A 16,640-nucleotide genomic window follows, 5' to 3' on the forward strand; every position below is an offset into this window, starting at 1 on the left:
GGGGCTGGCCGCGGCGCGCGCCGCGGGCCGCATCGGCGGCAACCCCGGCCTGCGCAACCGCGACCCGGAGGCAATCGCCAAGGTCTCCCGCGCGCGCGATCGCAGCTATTTCGACAAGCTCAACGGCGAGGCGCAGCAGTGGCTGCCCGTCGTCCGGCAGTTCCGGTCCCGCCTGCCCTGGGAAGACGTGGTGCGGATCATCAACAGCCGGCACCCCGATGCCAGGCCCTGGACCGTCGAGCGTCTGCGCCGCGCCGCCGGGCGCTTCGTCAAGGACGGGCTGCTCGACCGCTCCGTGCTCGACCGCGCCGCGCCTTCGCAAAAGGACGACCGCATCCTCGCGATCATCGCGGGCATCAAGAGTGCGGCCCCCGACATGACGCTGAAGCAGATCGCGCAGCGGCTCGAAGCGATGCGCGAACCGACGCCGCGGGGCCGGACGACATGGGCCACTTCCTCCGTCGCGCATCTGCTGGAGCGCGCGCGGCAGGCAGGGTTGCTGGAGCAGGGCTGAGAGCCTTCGAGCCGGATGGCCAACCGGCCCAGGACGAGCAGGATGGGCATCGCCTCTCGGGAACCGGTCTCGCTTTTGCCGATACCCTGTCATCTTTTGCGTTCCATGCGATTGCCAATTGGCAATCCTAGGAGCGGCGACGCTCGAGGTAGTCATCCAGCGCGGCGCGAAGCGCGGCGTCGGATATCTCCGGATCGAACTCCATGACCACCGCACTGCCCTTCCTGCCAAAGCGCACCTGGCCATCCCCGCGCCCGGTCACCTGCACCCCGGCCTTGCCCGGAGCCGTCTTGGATCCGGCCGCACGCAACCGCGACAAAATGGCCGGCGTGGCCACGCGAGGGCTCTCCTGCGCGATGGCACGCGCCTCTGCCAGCACCGCTTCGCGAGCTTCGGAGTCGGCCATGAGCGGGCGCAGCTGCCGCGCGTGGATTTCCTTGATCTCGCGGATTGAGGCAAAGGCCGCGACGATCTCGGGCTCCAGCCGAGCCAGCTGCAAGAAGCGCGACAGGAATCCGGGCGAAACCTGAAGCCGCTCGGCCATCAGCTTCTGCTGGCCGCCGTAATAGGCTTTGACCGCGCGGGCATAGTCGCGGGCGCGCTCGTAATCCGAGATGTCCTCACGGTCGCGGTTCTCGATATCAGCGAGGCGAAACGCCTCCTCGTCGGTCAGCTCGCGCTCTTCGACGAGATAGCGAAACTGCGGATAATTGTTGGCACGCAGCCAGCTCACCGTGAAGTGCCGCCGCGCGCCACAGATCACCTCGAACTCCGGCCCCGTCCCCTGCCCCGCCGGACGCAACCGGCGCACGATGGCGGGAAACTCCTGCTGGCCCTGCGCCTTCATCCCCTCGATCAGGTCGGCGCAGTTCTCAGGCGTCAGAAGCTCATAGGCACGGTTGTGGCCCTCCCACATGACACAGCTTGCCGGATCGACGAGACGCAGCACCTTTTCCTGCCGCCCGCCGCCAATCTGCTCGGACATGGCGGTGGAGCGCTTGAGAAACCGTGCCTGCGCCCGCCCGGACCCGTCCTCGGCCGGTGCGGCGGGCTCGTTCCCGTCGAGGCCGCTCAACACGTCGTTGAAGATATCGTCGTGCTTCTTGCTCACAAAATCCCCTCCTTGCGTAGCGCCGCCTGGTGGCTTGGCCATGTCTTGCGGATCTCGGTCTCGACCTCGCGGCCCACCGCGTCGAGATAGACGCGGCAGCGCTTGTGCGTCTCGGTGCGGGTGGCCGCGCCCGTCAACTCGTAGACGGTCATCAGATTGGCCGTCGCATTGTCGATCTCGGCGCTGTCCTTGAGCACCGCGCCCAGCATGTCTTGCGGAAACACCGCGTCCATCATCCGCTTGATCGCGCCATGAGCGCTTTTCTGGTCGTTCATCTTGGTCGCGAGGATCTTGACGAAATGATAGCCCCGCGACCCGCCATGCCGCGCAAGCTCGCCCAGTGTCGAGGACATCATCCGCAGGAAATGCGCGGTCGAGCCGAAATCGATGTTGTTGGGCGGGGCCGGCACGATGATCGCATTGGCCGCGCGCAGCACCGAAAGCGAGATCATCCCGAGTGCGGGCGGCGGGTCAAGCAGGATCACATCGAACTGGTCCGAGATCGTCTCGATGCCGCCGCGCAGCCGGTCGAGCACGAAATCCTGCTCGCGCGCCATGCGCGCGGCGAACTCGTATTCCGCGTCATAGAGTCCGAGATTGGCCGGGATCAGCGCGATGCCGGGCCAGTAAGTCGCGCGCAGCGCGTAATGCAGGCTGGCCGGGCCACCGTGGCGGAAAAAGGGATAGAGCGTGTCCTCCTCCTCGTCGACGTCGATGTCGGGATTGAGCCCGAAGACGCTGGTGGTGGAGGCTTGGCTGTCGCAATCGATGACGCAGACGCGGTAGCCCTTGAGCGCGAGGTATTGCGCCAGATGCGCCACCACGGTCGATTTGCCGACGCCTCCCTTGAAGTTCTGCACCGCCAGCACCGTGGCTGGATCGGAGGGCGCACGACGCGGCAGCGTGCCGAAGACCTCTCGCATCCGGTTCACCTCGGCGAGCGAATAGCCGGTGCGCCGCCCGGTGACCGGGTCCTTGTCGGGTTGCGGCAAGCGGCCATCGGCCTCGGCATCACGTAGAGCCTTTTCCGTGCGGCCGCACATCTCGGCAGCGCTGCGGACGTTAAAACGCAGATCGAGGGTCTTCGAGGTGCCGGGCGAGAAGACCCGCGCGCGCAGCTTTTCGATCACGCGGCCGGCCCGGTTGGCCAAGGCGTCGATCTCCTCGAGTCCGATGGGATAGTTCTCTGGCTCCACCATGGTATCCTTGCGCTTTCAATGGGCCCAAGATGCGGCTTCGGCCCCCTGAGGTAAAGTGCGGTATCAGATGAACGGCCTTGGGAAAACCGAACCCGTAGTGATGGTGGCCTGATTACCGCACCCGTTCTATATTTGGGGCGAGGTTCGGAAACAGCACAGGGCCCTCATGCGCGACCCACCCGGTTTGTTGCGCGAGGCGGCGGCGAGACGCGATTTATCCACAAACCGAAAATCAAAAACCCCTGTTCTGGATTCTAGGGTTCTATGTTCGTCGGCGCGAAACCCCTGTCTGGCAAGGGCATGAGGCCCTCATTGCTTACGTTTGGGGATGGGTTGAGCAACATTTGGGGTGGGCTGGCGATACTTTTCGGGATGGCTGGCGATACGTTTCGGGTGCCGCAAGTCTTACGTTTCGGGTGGGGGGACAGCATGGGAATCAGCCCTTGGCGCAAAGCGCTGTTTTGAAGGGTGTTGCGAATCGCATCTGGCGCCGCGCTTTGCGTGAAGGCTTACTTATCGGGTGGGTGTCATTCTGGCTGGATCGATTGACTTACACTTGGCAGCATACAAAAGTATCGCAAACAGGTAGCGCGAGCCTCCCCGATTCATGTCGAAACAGCCTCAGACCTCCCACCGGACCATCGATGTCCGCCCCGGTGTCGACACGCTGATCAAGCCAGGCGAGCTGGTCGATCTCGTCGAGGTGACGCCGCTGACACTGGCTGACCGCCGGATCTATAACCAGCTTCTCGAGAACGCCTGGGAGGCGATCGATAAGCCGGTGATGCATGTCATTTCCAAGACCGACCTGCGTGGCAACCACAATTCCAACGATCGGATCGGCGAGTCAATCGAACGGTTGATGAGCGCGATCGTCAAGATGGAGGTGATCTGGGACGGCAAGCCCGCTATCGAGCGGGTGCAGCTTCTGGGTGGCAACGTCGAGACGGCACGCGCCGACGGGCTGTTCGAATACGAGATCCCGGCGCGGCTACGCAAGGTGATCGGCAATTCGACCGTCTTCGCGCGGCTGCAGCGCGAGGTGATGTTCGCGCTATCGTCGAAATATGCGCTGACGCTCTATGAGATGGTGCAAAAGCGCGGCAACCTGCGCTGGAAATCCTCCGAGACCTTCACGCTCGAAGCTCTGCGCGGCGTGCTCGGCGTGCCCAAGGGCAAGCTGACGTCGTGGTCCAACCTGCGTCTGCGGGCGATCGATCCGGCAGTGGCAGAGGTCTGCGCGCTGTCGGACTACAAGGTCGAGATCGCGCCGATCAAGACCGGGCGCAGCGTGACCCATGTGGAGCTGAAGTGGTGGCGCAAGGATGGCGACGCCACCGACAAGACCGAGCGCGCGCTCAGCTTTGCCAGTCCAGGCCGCCGTCAGCGCGCGGCCGAGGAGGCCGAGGGGCAGGGCGCGGCACCGGTCATTCCCGGTCAGACGCCGGGGCGGGCGCGGCCCGCCTGGCTCGATCGCAAGGGCGAGGCGCTGCGCAGCGAGACCTACGAAACGGCGCGGCTGCGCTTTCCGGGCTATGACATCTACAACATCGAGGGCCAGTGGCGCGACTGGTCGCGCGACAAGCCTGCCGCCGACGATCCCGATCGCGCTTTCCTCGCCTTCTTCAGGCGTTTCGCCGAGGCCAATCCGCTCTAGGCCGATTGCCAATTGGCAATCGCGCGGATCACGGCGCTGTGCGCGGTCTTTGAGCCCTTGTCTCGCAGGGCAGCCAGGCGCACCGCGAGCGCCTGTCACAAAAGATTATCCCCAAGGGGCGTTGTTGCAGAACTCTGCGGCTGACGGTTCACACCGCGCAACGGTCGCTTAGATGGGCGGCATGACCAAGCCCATGCCCGCCCGCTACCGCACGACGAACTGGTCCGCCTACAACGCCGCGCTGCGCAAGCGCGGCTCCCTGCTGATCTGGCTGGACCGGGAGATGACATGGCTCGCGCCACATGAGGGACGGCCGGGGCGTCCCCCGGTCTTCTCCGAGGGTGCGATACAATTTTGCCTCTCGATCAAGGTTCTGTTCAAGCTGCCGCTGAGGCAGACGGCCGGGATGGTGTCCAGCTTGCTGCGGATGGCAGGGCTGGACTGGCCGGTGCCGGACTACTCGACGCTGTGCCGCCGGCAGAAGACTTTGGCCGTCCAGATCCCCTATCGCCGGGCCAAGGGCCCGCTGAACCTGCTCGGAGACAGCACCGGCATCAAGTTCCTCGGCAATGGCGAATGGCGGGCGCGCAAGCACGGAGCGCAGGGCCGTCGTCAGTGGCGGAAGATCCATTTGGCCATGGATACAGCCACATCCGACATTCGCGCCGTAGAATTCAACCCAGTCGCGACGGCGATAGCCCGGTCCTGCCGGATCTGCTCGACCAGATCCCCGACGACGAGCCGATCGGCAGCGTGACCGCAGACGGCGCCTATGACACGCGTCGCTGTCACACCGCGATCATCGAGCGCCAGGCTACGGCGATCATCCCGATCCGCAGGAACGGACGACCTTGGCAAGAAGATGGACCGGCCGCTGCGGCCCGCAACGACATCCTCCGGGCCACACGGCACTTCGAACGCGCCTTCTGGAAGCGGTGGACAGGCTACCACCTCCGCAGCCGCATCGAGGCCAAGATACGCTGCCTGAAAGCGTTCGGAGAGCGCATCGCCGCGAGAGACCCTGACCGCTAGACCGCCGAAGTTCACATTCGCATTGCCCCCATGAACCGCTTCTCGGCCCTCGGCACCGCCGAGATCGTTCGCGTGACATGCGCTCACTGGGGAAAGGGACACCTGCGCCTCAAGCCTGAGTTCTGCAACCATGCCAATGCGAGACGAAACTTGGACCTAATTCGCGCAGAAAGCGTTGGCGGGAAATCTTTTGGAACCGCCTTTAAACACTTACTCGCACGCAGTCGTGGCGCAACCAATCGACCGGCCAAGAGGATAGGGGGCGTCCGTCATGGGCTCAGTATCGAGGCCGCCCGGTGAAGGCGCGACATTTGCGGCAGAATTGCGAGAACCCATGTCAGAAGAAGTGTTACACACGACAGCCCGAGCAGCTGCCACGCCCCATAAAACTGGGCGCTATAGAGCATGGCGACCCATCCGATAGCCGAGGCCAAGGCTCCAATGGTCATAGCGTCTAGCACGGCACTGCCGTTGATCGGCGCGACCCGCGCCGCGAACCAGAGGTAGCGCGGCAGGTAGGCGATGGAGAACAGCGTTAGCGCAAGCGCCACCGCCTCGATCCCGAACGGCAAGGCGATCGCGACAGCGATCGTACGCAGCAGCGTCCGCTCCGCGATCATCCTGAGCCGCAACCGGGTCCGGTCGAGCGCCTGCAGCATAACCCCGACGCTGGCGGTCGCTGTATCGATCATTACGCCGGGAGCGGCGAGGGCGAAGATCACCGACGCAGAGGCCCACGTGTCCGAAAGCAGAAAGGGAAACAGGCTACCACCGCTGCCGGCCAGCACGGCCATCGGCGGAAAGACAGCTACAGCAAGAACCCGGCAGCTCGCGACATATATCTCCGCGACCTCCTCCCGTGCAGCTTGAGCCTTGGCAATGCGCACGAAGACCACCTGCGACACGGGCCCGGCGATGGCATTCCGTGGCAAAGTCAGAAAACGCTGAGACATCGAAAACAGCCCCGCTGGCACGGCACCAAGAATGCCTCCAATCAAGAGGATGGGGCCCTGTCGTTGGGCGCTGAACAACAGCGAGACGCCGATGTTATCGGTTGCGAACCGAATATGTCCCCCTAGAGGGACGAAATTGTGCGGCCTTGAAGGGCGAAAACTGCTTTGGATCCAGGTTCCGAGACTTTGGACCATGGCGATCACGACTTGCTGCCCCACGAGCGACCAGGCCCCGGCACCGAACACGGACAGCACCAAGACGGTGACCAGCCCTGCGACACCGGCCCCGACCCGGATTAGGGCGAGACGTGGGAAGCGGCCTTCTCGCTCCATATGGGCTGTTGCGACCGCAGTGAGAGCATTGAGGAACGGGAGCACCGAAAGAACTGCCACTAGCCAGAGCAATGCCGGCCTATCGAACAGGGCAGCCCATACCGGTGCGAGAGCGGCAATACCTAGGGTGAGAAGCGTCCCGACTGCGGCTAGTAGCCAAAACACGCTGTTCCACTCAGCGGGGTCATAGCTGGGCTGGCGGATTAGCGACCGGCCCATGCCCGCGTCGCTCAGCATCTGTGCGAAGACAACGATGCTCATCGCGATGGCCACGTCCCCGAACTCGGACGGGGTGAGATAGCGGGATACGACCGGGAGGACGAGGATCTGGGACAGGGCGAGCAGCGTTCGGGAGGCTCCCAGTGAGCCGGCATTAAAAAGAAAAGCTCTAGCCATCCAATCGCACCGTCACCCCTGCCGCGGCGAACGAACCCCGCGTCGCCACGATCTCACTACGCTACTAGTTCAATCGCTGCATTAAACGTCAACTCCTGATTGGGACTTAACGCCGATCCCTTGGCGAGGGGGAACTTTTCCTTGCCGGAACGGGCGGTTTGGCGACATGATGGAGCAATGCGGCGAACCGGGCCGGGTCCGAGCGGATACAAATACGGCTTCTTGCGTTTCCAATGCGGGACAAGTTTTTGATGTTTCTCATGCAGATATCGACAGGTGAAAGACCCGGCGGCTGCAAGCTTAATTTAGCGGCGATATCTGCTTTCGCACCGCGACAAGGGGATATGAAACGCCTTGTTTCGTCGGAGCACTACACGCATCGTAGCAGTCGCAGTTCCGATGCGGCACGAGACCAGAGCCCCTGCGTGCCGAGAAGGTTGAGGGCCGAAGCAGAGGTTATGCCGCCGGAAATGGGCAAAAGGGCCTCAAACTTCGTTGGGGGTGACGACCCGTGGTGGCTTGCCGGTCCTCGGGCCCGGCGCATAATGGCAGGGCTATGAAGAAGATATTGGTGCTGGCGCCTCAACCTTTCTTCGTTCCGCGCGGGACGCCCATTGCGGTGCGCAATCTCCTGAAGGTCCTTTCCGCCGAGGGGCATCACTGCGACGCGATCGTGTACGCGGAAGGCGTCGATCCCGGCGACGAAGGATACAGGGTACTTCGCGTTCCGTCGCTTCCCGGCACACGGAATATGCCCCCCGGCTTTTCGATCAAGAAGATCATTGCGGATTTCGGCCTGACCTGGCTTGCAATACGGCAGCTGCACAAGGGCTCCTACGACCTGGTCATTGCGGTCGAAGAGGCGGCTTTCATCGCAATGCTGCTACGACCGGTATTCGGGGTGCCCTTTATTTATGACATGGACAGTTCAATCCCCGAACAACTGGATGACAAGTTCGGCCTGCCTCGGTGGCTCCGGGCCAGCGTGGCTTATGTCGAGCAGCGCGCCGCGCGCGCGAGTATCGGCGCGCTGACCTGTTGCCGTGCGCTGCAATCGATCATGGAAGACTATGCGCCCGGACTGCCCGTGCAGACGATCGAAGACGTCTCGCTTGTCGCGGACTCCGGCGAAGTGCCGCCGGACTGCCGGTTCGAAGAACCGATCGTCATGTATATAGGCAACTTGGAGGGGTATCAGGGGGTCGAGCTGTTGATCGAAGGTTTCGCGAGAGCGATTGCAACCGGACGCACGGCCCGGCTCGTCATCATTGGCGGGACGGATGCGCACATCGCAGCCCATGCCGCGTTGGCGGACCGGCTGGGCATAAGCGGCCAAGTCAGCTTGCTTGGTCCGCGCCCGGTCGAATGCATCACGGACTACCTCGGGGCCGCCGCGATAGTCGCCTCGCCACGCACGCAGGGGCGCAACACGCCGATGAAAGTCTACTCCTATCTCGACAGCGGCAGCCCATTGATCGCGACACGTCTTCCGACCCACACGCAGGTTCTCGACGACACCATCGCGATGTTGGTTAACCCCGATGCCGAAGACATGGCGCGGGGGCTGGGCGCGCTGCTCGATGCACCGGAACTACGCGACCGGCTGACCGCCTCGGCGCAACAGAGGGTGGATGCGGAATTCAGTCCCGCGGCCTACCGGCGCAAGTTGCTCGGCTTCTTCGATGGACATATCCTGCCTCAGCTTTCGAAGGTCTGAGTTGGCTCAGGCATAGCCGAGATGTGACAGCCAGCGATCGAATTTGGCCGGGGCCGTTGCCAGTTCGCCCTTGCCAATCTCGCCACGCCATTTGCCGATTGATGAGGTGGAAATGGCGCGCCCCACGCCGGCATGATGGTGCAACTGCTCAACATCGCCGAGCTGTCCGACGTTGGTCGACAGCATCGCGGGGGTGAAGGTCAGCCCAGCCCAAGTAAATACATCGGCAAACACGGTTTCCGGGTCGGCAACGAGATCCTCGTAGCGCACCTGCAGCACGTGAGGAGACCAACGCGCGAGGCGGGCGCAGGCGCCGTTTGCCTCGCCCCATCGGAGCGCGGCGGCCTCAAAAGTCGGGATGAGTCCCGCGTTGCGGTAGGAGAGAGCTACATCGCGGCCGTCCCGGACTAGCCAGAGATACCGCGCCTCGGGAAAGGTCCGAGCGATAGATGGCAGGTGGTAGGTATTCCACGGGGTCTTATCGCCCCAGCGCGTTGCACTCGAATTCGAAGCGCGCGCGAGGTAATGGTAAAACGCCTCAATCAATGGTCGAAGACGCTGGGGCCGCAATTTCTGCGCTTCGGCGGCGAACCCGTTGAGATTGGGCAGCCCGAAGGTCGGCCAATGGTAATGCTTCTCGAAATGGGCGCAGAAAAGCCATATCTGTTCGCGCCAGCTCAGTGTCCAGACGCGCGGCCAGAGAGTTATCAACTCTCCGAGAACAAAAGTCTCTGGGGGAATGTAGATCTGGCCCGAAGCCATTAACACGCGCCTGACGAGCGTATTGCCGCTCCGCCCGGAGCCGATGACGAAAAGCGGGCTTTCCGCGGAAGCCGATGTGAAGCGCAGCCGCGGCAGTGCCGCGACGTGAGAGCGGCGAACCAGCCCAGTCGTCACGCTGTGTAGGCGCGGCCTCACCCTGTTCCCCCTGCAATACGGCGCCGGTAGTGGCCGGCCAGCTTGTGCGCGACCAAGCCCGGCGAGGCGGCCGCGCCGGAGCGGTCACGTACGCCCTTGTCCGATACGATCAACTCCAGCCTTCGACCGAGGCTCTGGGACCCGTATTTTGCAGCCATCTTGTCACGGACCTCTGTCGCGCGCTGACGGGCCAATGCGGGGTCCGCGGCCAACCGATCGACCGCAGAGACGACTTCGGAGGGGGTGCAATAGCTTGCCATGTCACCGAAAGTCCGCCTCAACCGCGGGTCGAGAAGGAGCGGGCGTCCGCAGAGTGCGGCCTCCACCACCGTCCTGCCGAAGGCCTCCTCAATCCCGGGGTGGTAGAAATAGACGAATATGTCCAGAGAGTTGAGGAAATCCGCCACCGGCTCCTCGCCGAAGGCGAGGATGTCCCAGCGCTCGGGATGCGCGCCGATCTTCTTGAGCGCTTCTACTGGACATCCCATCACGCGCACCTTCAGATCCGGACCGGCCGGGTATGCAGCGTCGTTCTCGGCGCCAGTCGCGGGAAACTTGAGCGTGTCGACCCGACTGTGCCGTCCGATCACCGTCGGACCACTGCCCGAGAACGGCGCGCGGAGGATTGGCCAATCCTCGGTCGCGAAAATGTTCGGCCAGTCCATCGAGCTTTGCACCACAAGTGGCGCAAAGGATGCGAGCTGGGCTCGGACATAGGAAGAGACTGGTGCGAAGCGCGCCGAGATGCCCAAGGCTGCGCGGGCCCGTCGGATCGCGCCGACTGGGTTGTACTCTAGCGAGCCGTCCGGCCGGAAAGGCGGGTGATGAGCCACGAGCAGGGCGCGCCTGACCGACAGCCGGGCCCGTTCTTCGATGCCCCGCGAAAAGACAAGCGGGTGATGCAGAAATGCAACGTCACCACGAGCTCGGCAGCCTGAGGATAGGGCGGTCACGCCAGGCAGATCGCGCAGCGCCAGCGCCTTGGTGTTTGCGATGTCGCGGCTGTCGTCGAGATAGGCGGACCGTACGAAGAGCAAGCCAATCTTTAGGCCGAGTGCCGACATCGCCGTGACATCGGAGACGAGCGCGGCGGTACTACCCCCGGCAAAGCGCGAGTCGGCAACCACGAGGCAATCGAACGTCTCATCCATGGCTACCCCAATCCAACCCGTTGCCTGACCCTTGTGATCGATTCCCTTGTCAGGCGGCTGAGCAGGTCCGCGACGACGCGCGGCGGTGCCCAGAAGCAGCGCGCCGCACCGACCGGGTCTGTATCGCGAACCGCGTCAATCAGCCGTCGCCACGCGAGTTTCTGGCGCTGCTCCAGCAGATGCGCCTCAAGAGCCTGCTTGGTGGCGGCGGGCAGATCCTGTCGGCAGAGCATATCGCGATCGGCCGCTGCGAGCCGGGCGTGAACATCGGTCGCGTGCCTCCCCGACAGTGACGTGGATCGCACCGTGGCCACGTAGCCAGCCGGTGGGACCAGCATGAACACCGCGCCATCGAGCAATGCCTTCGTATAGAGCACGTAATCCTCGCCAAGCCGAATGGCTTCGTCGTAGCGTAGCTCATTCTGCAGCAGGAACTGGCGCCGCATCAGCGGCTTTAGAAACCCCATTTCCCGGCGCCCACCATGCTCCGCTGTGAGATTGGACGAGATGAAGCGCCCTGCCGAGAGGATCTGCGGATCATCCACATCGCCGAGCATCGCTCGGCGTTCCGAGATGGGTGCGCCCTCATCGATCTTCCAGATGTCGTCGGCTACAAAATCCGCATCGCGGTGCCGGGCAAAAGCGAGCAGCGCAGCAAGTCGCCCGGACTCCATCCAGTCGTCGGAATCGAGCACAGTGACCCATTCCGCTCGGCTTTCGACCAAGGCGCGGTTCCGCGCGGCAGCAGGGCCTTGATTATAGGCTTGCTGCAGAACCTTTAGGCGCGGTTCGCGCATGGCCAGTTCCTCGACGAGCGCCAGCGTTCGGTCCGATGAGCAGTCGTCGACCACGACGATCTCGAGCGGCACATTTTGGTCCAGAGCCGATCTGATGGCTCGAACGACCGTGGCTTGGGCGTTCCAAGCCGCCATGATAACGGTGACCTCGGGGGTGACCGTCCCGTCCTCATTCATCGGACTGCACCGTGGATGAACGCTCATCCGAACATGAAGGCGCCTGCTCGTGCGGCAGGCGATATGAAATGCAGTAATATTTTGCGAGGCTTTCGGTGCTCTGATCGGCCCATCCAGCCCAATTCGTTTGGCCTCGTCCCCCGGTCCAGATGTCGAAATAGATACGCCCCGGAATGTCGGGAAGCACACGATCTTTAGCCTCTATACGGTAGATCTCGCGACCGTTCACAAACCATATAATTCGATCGGGAAGCCAGTCGAACGCATACACGTTCGGCCCGGCGGCGGCGTCGAGGCCTAGATCGATCCATTTGCCCGGCAACCGCTCACCCTTGGCGAATCGATTGACCCAGACCTTCGTAGTATCGCGACCGAGAAACTCGAAATCTATTTCGTCATGCGGGTCACCGAAATAGGGCCCGGTATATGTGAAAAAGCTGGAAATAACGCCGTTGCCTCGCCCGGCCGTCATCTCTACCTCGTAATGGCCGTAATGGGTGCGTCTCTGGCGCTGCACCTGCCCGCCAAAGAATTTCTTGTCCGATTCCGCGGGTGCAGGATAAAGTCGCAACTCGAGCGGCATCCCTTTGAGGCCGCCGCTGCTCACCGCATTGCGGGTCCAGGCCGTTCTCAAACCCGGTGAGCGAACTGCAAAATTGCTGATCTGCCAGCCGTCAGGCAGGGGGTCGCCGTTGTCGAACCTTGAAAGGAAGCTGCCTTCGGGTTGCGCGTGGGCCGATCGCGCCGATAGCACGGCCGAAACGAGACCGAAGGCCGAACCTAGCATGCACACGAAACACAATCGCCAAATTGTTTTGCGCGAAACGACATATATCATCGCGGGCGGGACCATTCTTTGACAAAGTGAGCGTATGACGAATGACAAGGTCGTTGCAACGGTCATTATCGCGGCTTGGTGCGCCGAAGCCTGGCTTGCCAAGAGTGTGCGCGGTGCCTTGGCTCAGGATGTCTCTGGGCTCGAAGTGATCGTTGTCGACGACGCATCGACTGATGGCACCTGGCGTGTGGCGCGGGGGCTCGCAACGGCCGACTCGCGGGTCCGGACCGTATCACTTGATCGCAACGGAGGGCCCGCCCGTGCGCGCAACGTGGCCATCGAGATGGCACGGGGAGAATGGATTGCCGTTCTGGACAGCGATGACGACATGCGGCCCGGACGCCTGCACAGTCTAATCGGAACGGCCGAACGCCTGAAGGCAGATTGCATCTATGACGATCTCGTACCAGTGACTCCGGACGGCCGCGTGCTGGGAGCCAGTCACCTTGCAGATATGGCAATCCACGAGCCAGAGCAGTGGACGCTGGAGCGGTTTCTGTCGGGGTGTCGTGCCCGCCCCGGGCAGCCCGCCTTAGGCTATCTAAAGCCGGTTATCCGCCGCAGTTTCCTCGACCGGACCGGCCTTCGCTACGACCCGTCGCTGCACAACGGCGAAGATTTTCATCTCGTTGCGGAATTGCTCGCGCAAGGGGGGAGCCTTTGGTTTGTACCGGAAGCGGGTTACTTCTACACACAGCGTGACGCGTCGGTATCGCGGCGATTGGACCCGACCCATGGGCGCGCGCTCATGGTGGCCGACCAGAGTTTTCGCAGGCGACATGCCGACAGCTTGACCCCTGAGGTCAAGCGTATCCTGCGTGAACGCACGAGAAACCTAGCTGATATGCTGGCCATGGAGGTGGCCGCCCGGGACATGAGGTCAGGGCGCTTGGGGCACGCAGCCGTCACCCTGTCGATGCGGCCAGCCGCTGCCGTTCGTCTGGGAGGGCTAATGTTGCGAAAGATGTGGCAACGCAAGGCAGTTTGATGGGGTGCTAGAGCCGACTGCGGAAGGGTGTCACAGATGGCCGAATGCACTCTGCACCAACCGTGTGAAAGCCGAAGATTCTCCGACGAGGAGGCCCAAACGGGACAATAGCCCGCCACAGCGGGCGTTTTTGGCAAGGCATTTTGCTAAACAATCCGGCGGCCTAGTGCGAAACGTGAGAATGGCTGCTCAATGATCTGACACGATGCAGACGCAAACTGGAGAACGGTGATTGGCCCAAAAACTATGATTTGCACGCAACGGCCAAGTTGATCTAGCTTGAGCGGGGTAGTTTCAAGTCAGAATCGGTGCGGCCGCCAGAGCAATCCGCAGATTGTGCCTCGCTGAAGCTGCAGTATTTAAACGGCCGTGTGACAGGGAGGATCGGACATTGAGCATCAATAGTGTGATGACCGGTCACAGCTTCGACGGTTCGAAGGCCCTTTGCCCTTCGGCGAAGCAGAAAAACCCATGACCGAGTCTGTCGGTAAATCATACCCGCCAACCCCTTTTGTCTCGATTTTCTTCCTAGCGACCGCCGCTGCGTTCCGTGCAGGCCTGTTGACGGCTCCAGGAGAGTTCGACGAATTCTATCACCTGCTCGCCGGAAAGGGGATCCTCGATTTCGGGGTGCCGAGGATTCTGGACGGCGAATATTGGCGCGGCGCGATATTCACGCGATTAATTGCAGAGCTGTTCCGCCTTACCGGATCGGATGCGTTGCCCATGGCCCGCGCGGTGTCGATGGTGGCGGGGACACTGGTACCGGCGCTAATCTTTCTCTGGGCAAAACGAACTGCCGGTTTCGCCGTCGCATTCCTCGCCGCCGCGTTTGCTGTCGTTTGGCCTCAAGGCATTATCGAGTCCCAACTCGCGCGCTTTTACTCCCTTCATGCCTTGAGCTTCCTATCGGGAGCTGCGGCCTTCTATCTTTTGCTGACGGATGGGCGACCTAAACTGGTTCTGGCCCTCGTTACTGTGTTGAGCTGGTATCTGGCAGTCCGGTTGCAGATCAGCTCGCTCATCGGCATCGGGGGCGCCTGCCTTGGTGGAGCGATCGTTCTGTGGTCTCGCAGCCGCTGGTCTTTCTGGCAAGGGATCGCCTTTATGTCGGTCATTGCCGCTTCGGCTCTCCTAGCTTTGGTCCTACTGGGCGGCACGGATGCGCTTGCCAAAGCTTGGGGCTTTTATCGCTGGACTCCTGGCCATGCCGCTCCACTACGGGATTACTATGGGTTCTACTTTCAACAATTCGAAACGGATTACGGGGTGCTGTGGCTGGCCGGGTTAATCCTGGTGCCATTGGGGCTGAGTGTGAACGCCCCGCTGGCAATTTTTTGCGCGGCGGTCTTTGGCGTGAGCTTCGTTGTCCATTCCTTCGGCGGCATGAAAGCCATGCGCTATATATCTTATGCGACGCCGTTTCTGTTTGTTGCCTGGTCCCTAGGGCTTCGAGGTACCTATATTCTTCTCGTCGACAGACTTTCACCAAAGGTATCGGTTGGGATCGTGTCAATCGCCGGACTCGCGATCATCAGTGCGACCGCATTCGTGCCGAGGTCACTCGAGCTTGCCGCTGGCCGGGGGATTCCGTCACGGGGCGACTGGAGCCATGGTCTGGATTTGGTGGGCGATTGGCTAAGCCTCCCATTCGTCGCGACGACAAGAGAGCTTCATCATATCACCTATCTTGGCAACTACGACATTCTATTCAGCGCTAGTCGCCGCTCGGAGTTGGATCCGCCCCACAACTACAGTGTGGATGTGAGAACTGGCCGTCCGGTTGTCGGGGATGTCGAAGAGATGGCACGTGTGATGCTCTGCGTACCGGAGGGGTTGCTCGTGACCACTCCGAATTGGTGGACCACCCAAGGTTGGGGCGATCGCATATTGCAAGAGCTTGCGGGCGAGGCCCCGGCATTGACCACGCGCGAAGACGGGGCGCTCTTGGCGATCCGGTGGCGACACAAGTCGGTTCCGCCGGAGAACTGCGAACTAACCCGCAATCGTATTGTAGGCCGGCTTGCGCCAACTTAGGGTTCGGGCCCGCTTGACTCTTTCGGTATCTCCCTTTCGTGACCGTTAATACTCCAAAGGGGCGTTGTTGCAGAACTCAGGCTTGAGGCGCAGGTGCCCCTTTTCCCAGTGAGGTCATGCCACGCGAACGATCTCGGCGGTGCCGAGGGCTGAAAAGCGGTTCATGAGGGCGATGCGGATGTGGACTTCGGCGATCTGGCGGTCAGGGTCTCTCGCGGCGATGCGCTCCCCGAACGCCTTCAGGCAGCGCATCTTGGCTTCGATGCGGCTGCGGAGATGATAGCCGGTCCATCGTTTCCAGAAGGCTCGGCCAAAGTGTCGTGTCGCCCGGAGGATGTCGTTTCGAGCCTCCGCTGGCGGTCCATCTTCTTTCCAGGGTCGTCCGTTCTTGCGGATCGGAATGATCGCCGTGGCCTGGCGCTCGATGATCGCGGCATGACAGCGGCGCGTGTCATAGGCGCCATCGGCGGTCACGGTGCCGATCGGCTCGTCGTCGGGGATCTGGTCGAGCAGGTCCGGCAGGACTGGGCTGTCGCCGTCGCGGCTGGGGGTGAACTTCACGGCGCGGATGTCGGAGGTGGCTGGGTCCATCGCCTGGTGGATCTTCCGCCACTGGCGACGGCCCTGCGCCCCGTGCTTGCGGGCCTGCCACTCGCCATCGCCCGGGAACTTGATGCCGGTGCTGTCCACGAGCCGGTTCAGCGGGCCCTCGGCCCGTCGATACGGGATCTGAACAGACAAGCTCTTCTGCCTGCGACAGAGCGTCGAGTAGTCCGGCACCGGCCAGTCCAGTCCCGCCATCCGCAGCAAGCTGGCCACCAT

12 protein-coding genes and 2 pseudogenes are annotated in these 16,640 nt (G+C 62.5%); 6 read left to right on the forward strand and 8 right to left on the reverse strand.

Translation table 11 applies throughout. The features are described from left to right. Nucleotides 1-514: pseudogene (locus NHG85_RS18880) on the forward strand (recombinase family protein); the annotation flags it as partial. A 127-nt stretch (nt 515-641) separates the two neighbouring features. On the opposite strand, the gene NHG85_RS18885 reads toward NHG85_RS18880, so the two are convergent. Next, nucleotides 642-1,625, reverse strand: coding sequence for a ParB/RepB/Spo0J family partition protein (locus tag NHG85_RS18885; protein ID WP_253335280.1), 984 nt, complete (start codon nt 1,623-1,625; stop codon nt 642-644). After that, complete coding sequence (locus tag NHG85_RS18890) at nt 1,622-2,821, reverse strand: AAA family ATPase (protein WP_253335282.1); 1,200 nt, start codon at nt 2,819-2,821, stop codon at nt 1,622-1,624. Before NHG85_RS18890 ends, NHG85_RS18885 begins: the two co-directional genes overlap by 4 nt. A 610-nt stretch (nt 2,822-3,431) precedes the next feature. Here NHG85_RS18890 and NHG85_RS18895 point away from each other — a divergent pair. Next, nucleotides 3,432-4,481 (forward strand): replication initiation protein, encoded by a 1,050-nt coding sequence (locus tag NHG85_RS18895; RefSeq protein WP_253335283.1) that lies wholly within the window; start codon nt 3,432-3,434, stop codon nt 4,479-4,481. Between the two features lie 181 nt (nt 4,482-4,662). Beyond that, nucleotides 4,663-5,588, forward strand: a pseudogene (locus NHG85_RS18900) (IS5 family transposase); the annotation flags it as partial. A gap of 194 nt (nt 5,589-5,782) precedes the next feature. Here NHG85_RS18900 and NHG85_RS18905 read toward each other — a convergent pair. After that, nucleotides 5,783-7,195, reverse strand: coding sequence for an oligosaccharide flippase family protein (locus NHG85_RS18905; protein WP_253335284.1), 1,413 nt, complete (start codon nt 7,193-7,195; stop codon nt 5,783-5,785). A 556-nt stretch (nt 7,196-7,751) separates the two neighbouring features. Here NHG85_RS18905 and NHG85_RS18910 point away from each other — a divergent pair. Next, the gene (locus tag NHG85_RS18910; RefSeq protein WP_253335285.1) at nt 7,752-8,912 is read left to right on the forward strand and encodes a glycosyltransferase family 4 protein; all 1,161 of its coding nucleotides are present in this window, start codon (nt 7,752-7,754) and stop codon (nt 8,910-8,912) included. A 6-nt stretch (nt 8,913-8,918) separates the two neighbouring features. Here NHG85_RS18910 and NHG85_RS18915 read toward each other — a convergent pair whose 3' ends face one another. The 4 genes from NHG85_RS18915 to NHG85_RS18930 are packed head-to-tail and all read right to left on the reverse strand — an operon-like array spanning nt 8,919 to nt 12,742. Beyond that, entirely contained in the window at nt 8,919-9,809 is an 891-nt protein-coding gene (locus NHG85_RS18915; RefSeq protein ID WP_370363063.1) for a sulfotransferase family protein, read from the reverse strand. Between the two features lie 17 nt (nt 9,810-9,826). Further along, the gene (locus NHG85_RS18920; RefSeq protein WP_253335287.1) at nt 9,827-10,981 is read right to left on the reverse strand and encodes a glycosyltransferase family protein; all 1,155 of its coding nucleotides are present in this window, start codon (nt 10,979-10,981) and stop codon (nt 9,827-9,829) included. Nucleotides 10,982-10,983: 2 nt separating this feature from the next. Beyond that, nucleotides 10,984-11,955, reverse strand: a complete 972-nt coding sequence (locus NHG85_RS18925) for a glycosyltransferase family 2 protein (protein WP_253335288.1) — start codon at nt 11,953-11,955, stop codon at nt 10,984-10,986. Further along, nucleotides 11,948-12,742, reverse strand: coding sequence for a family 16 glycosylhydrolase (locus tag NHG85_RS18930; RefSeq protein ID WP_253335289.1), 795 nt, complete (start codon nt 12,740-12,742; stop codon nt 11,948-11,950). Before NHG85_RS18930 ends, NHG85_RS18925 begins: the two co-directional genes overlap by 8 nt. An 85-nt stretch (nt 12,743-12,827) precedes the next feature. Between NHG85_RS18930 and NHG85_RS18935 the strand changes: the two genes are divergently transcribed. Together NHG85_RS18935 and NHG85_RS18940 are read left to right on the forward strand one after the other, a co-directional pair. Beyond that, the gene (locus NHG85_RS18935) at nt 12,828-13,781 is read left to right on the forward strand and encodes a glycosyltransferase family 2 protein (protein ID WP_253335291.1); all 954 of its coding nucleotides are present in this window, start codon (nt 12,828-12,830) and stop codon (nt 13,779-13,781) included. Between the two features lie 471 nt (nt 13,782-14,252). Continuing rightward, entirely contained in the window at nt 14,253-15,818 is a 1,566-nt protein-coding gene (locus NHG85_RS18940) for a hypothetical protein (RefSeq protein ID WP_253335292.1), read from the forward strand. A 114-nt stretch (nt 15,819-15,932) separates the two neighbouring features. Here the strand turns inward: NHG85_RS18940 and NHG85_RS18945 are convergent. Next, nucleotides 15,933-16,640, reverse strand: a 708-nt coding sequence (locus NHG85_RS18945) for an IS5 family transposase (RefSeq protein WP_253335293.1), incomplete at its 5' end; no start/stop codon positions are given.

This window comes from Limimaricola litoreus (genome assembly GCF_024159025.1).
GTDB lineage: Bacteria > Pseudomonadota > Alphaproteobacteria > Rhodobacterales > Rhodobacteraceae > Limimaricola > Limimaricola litoreus.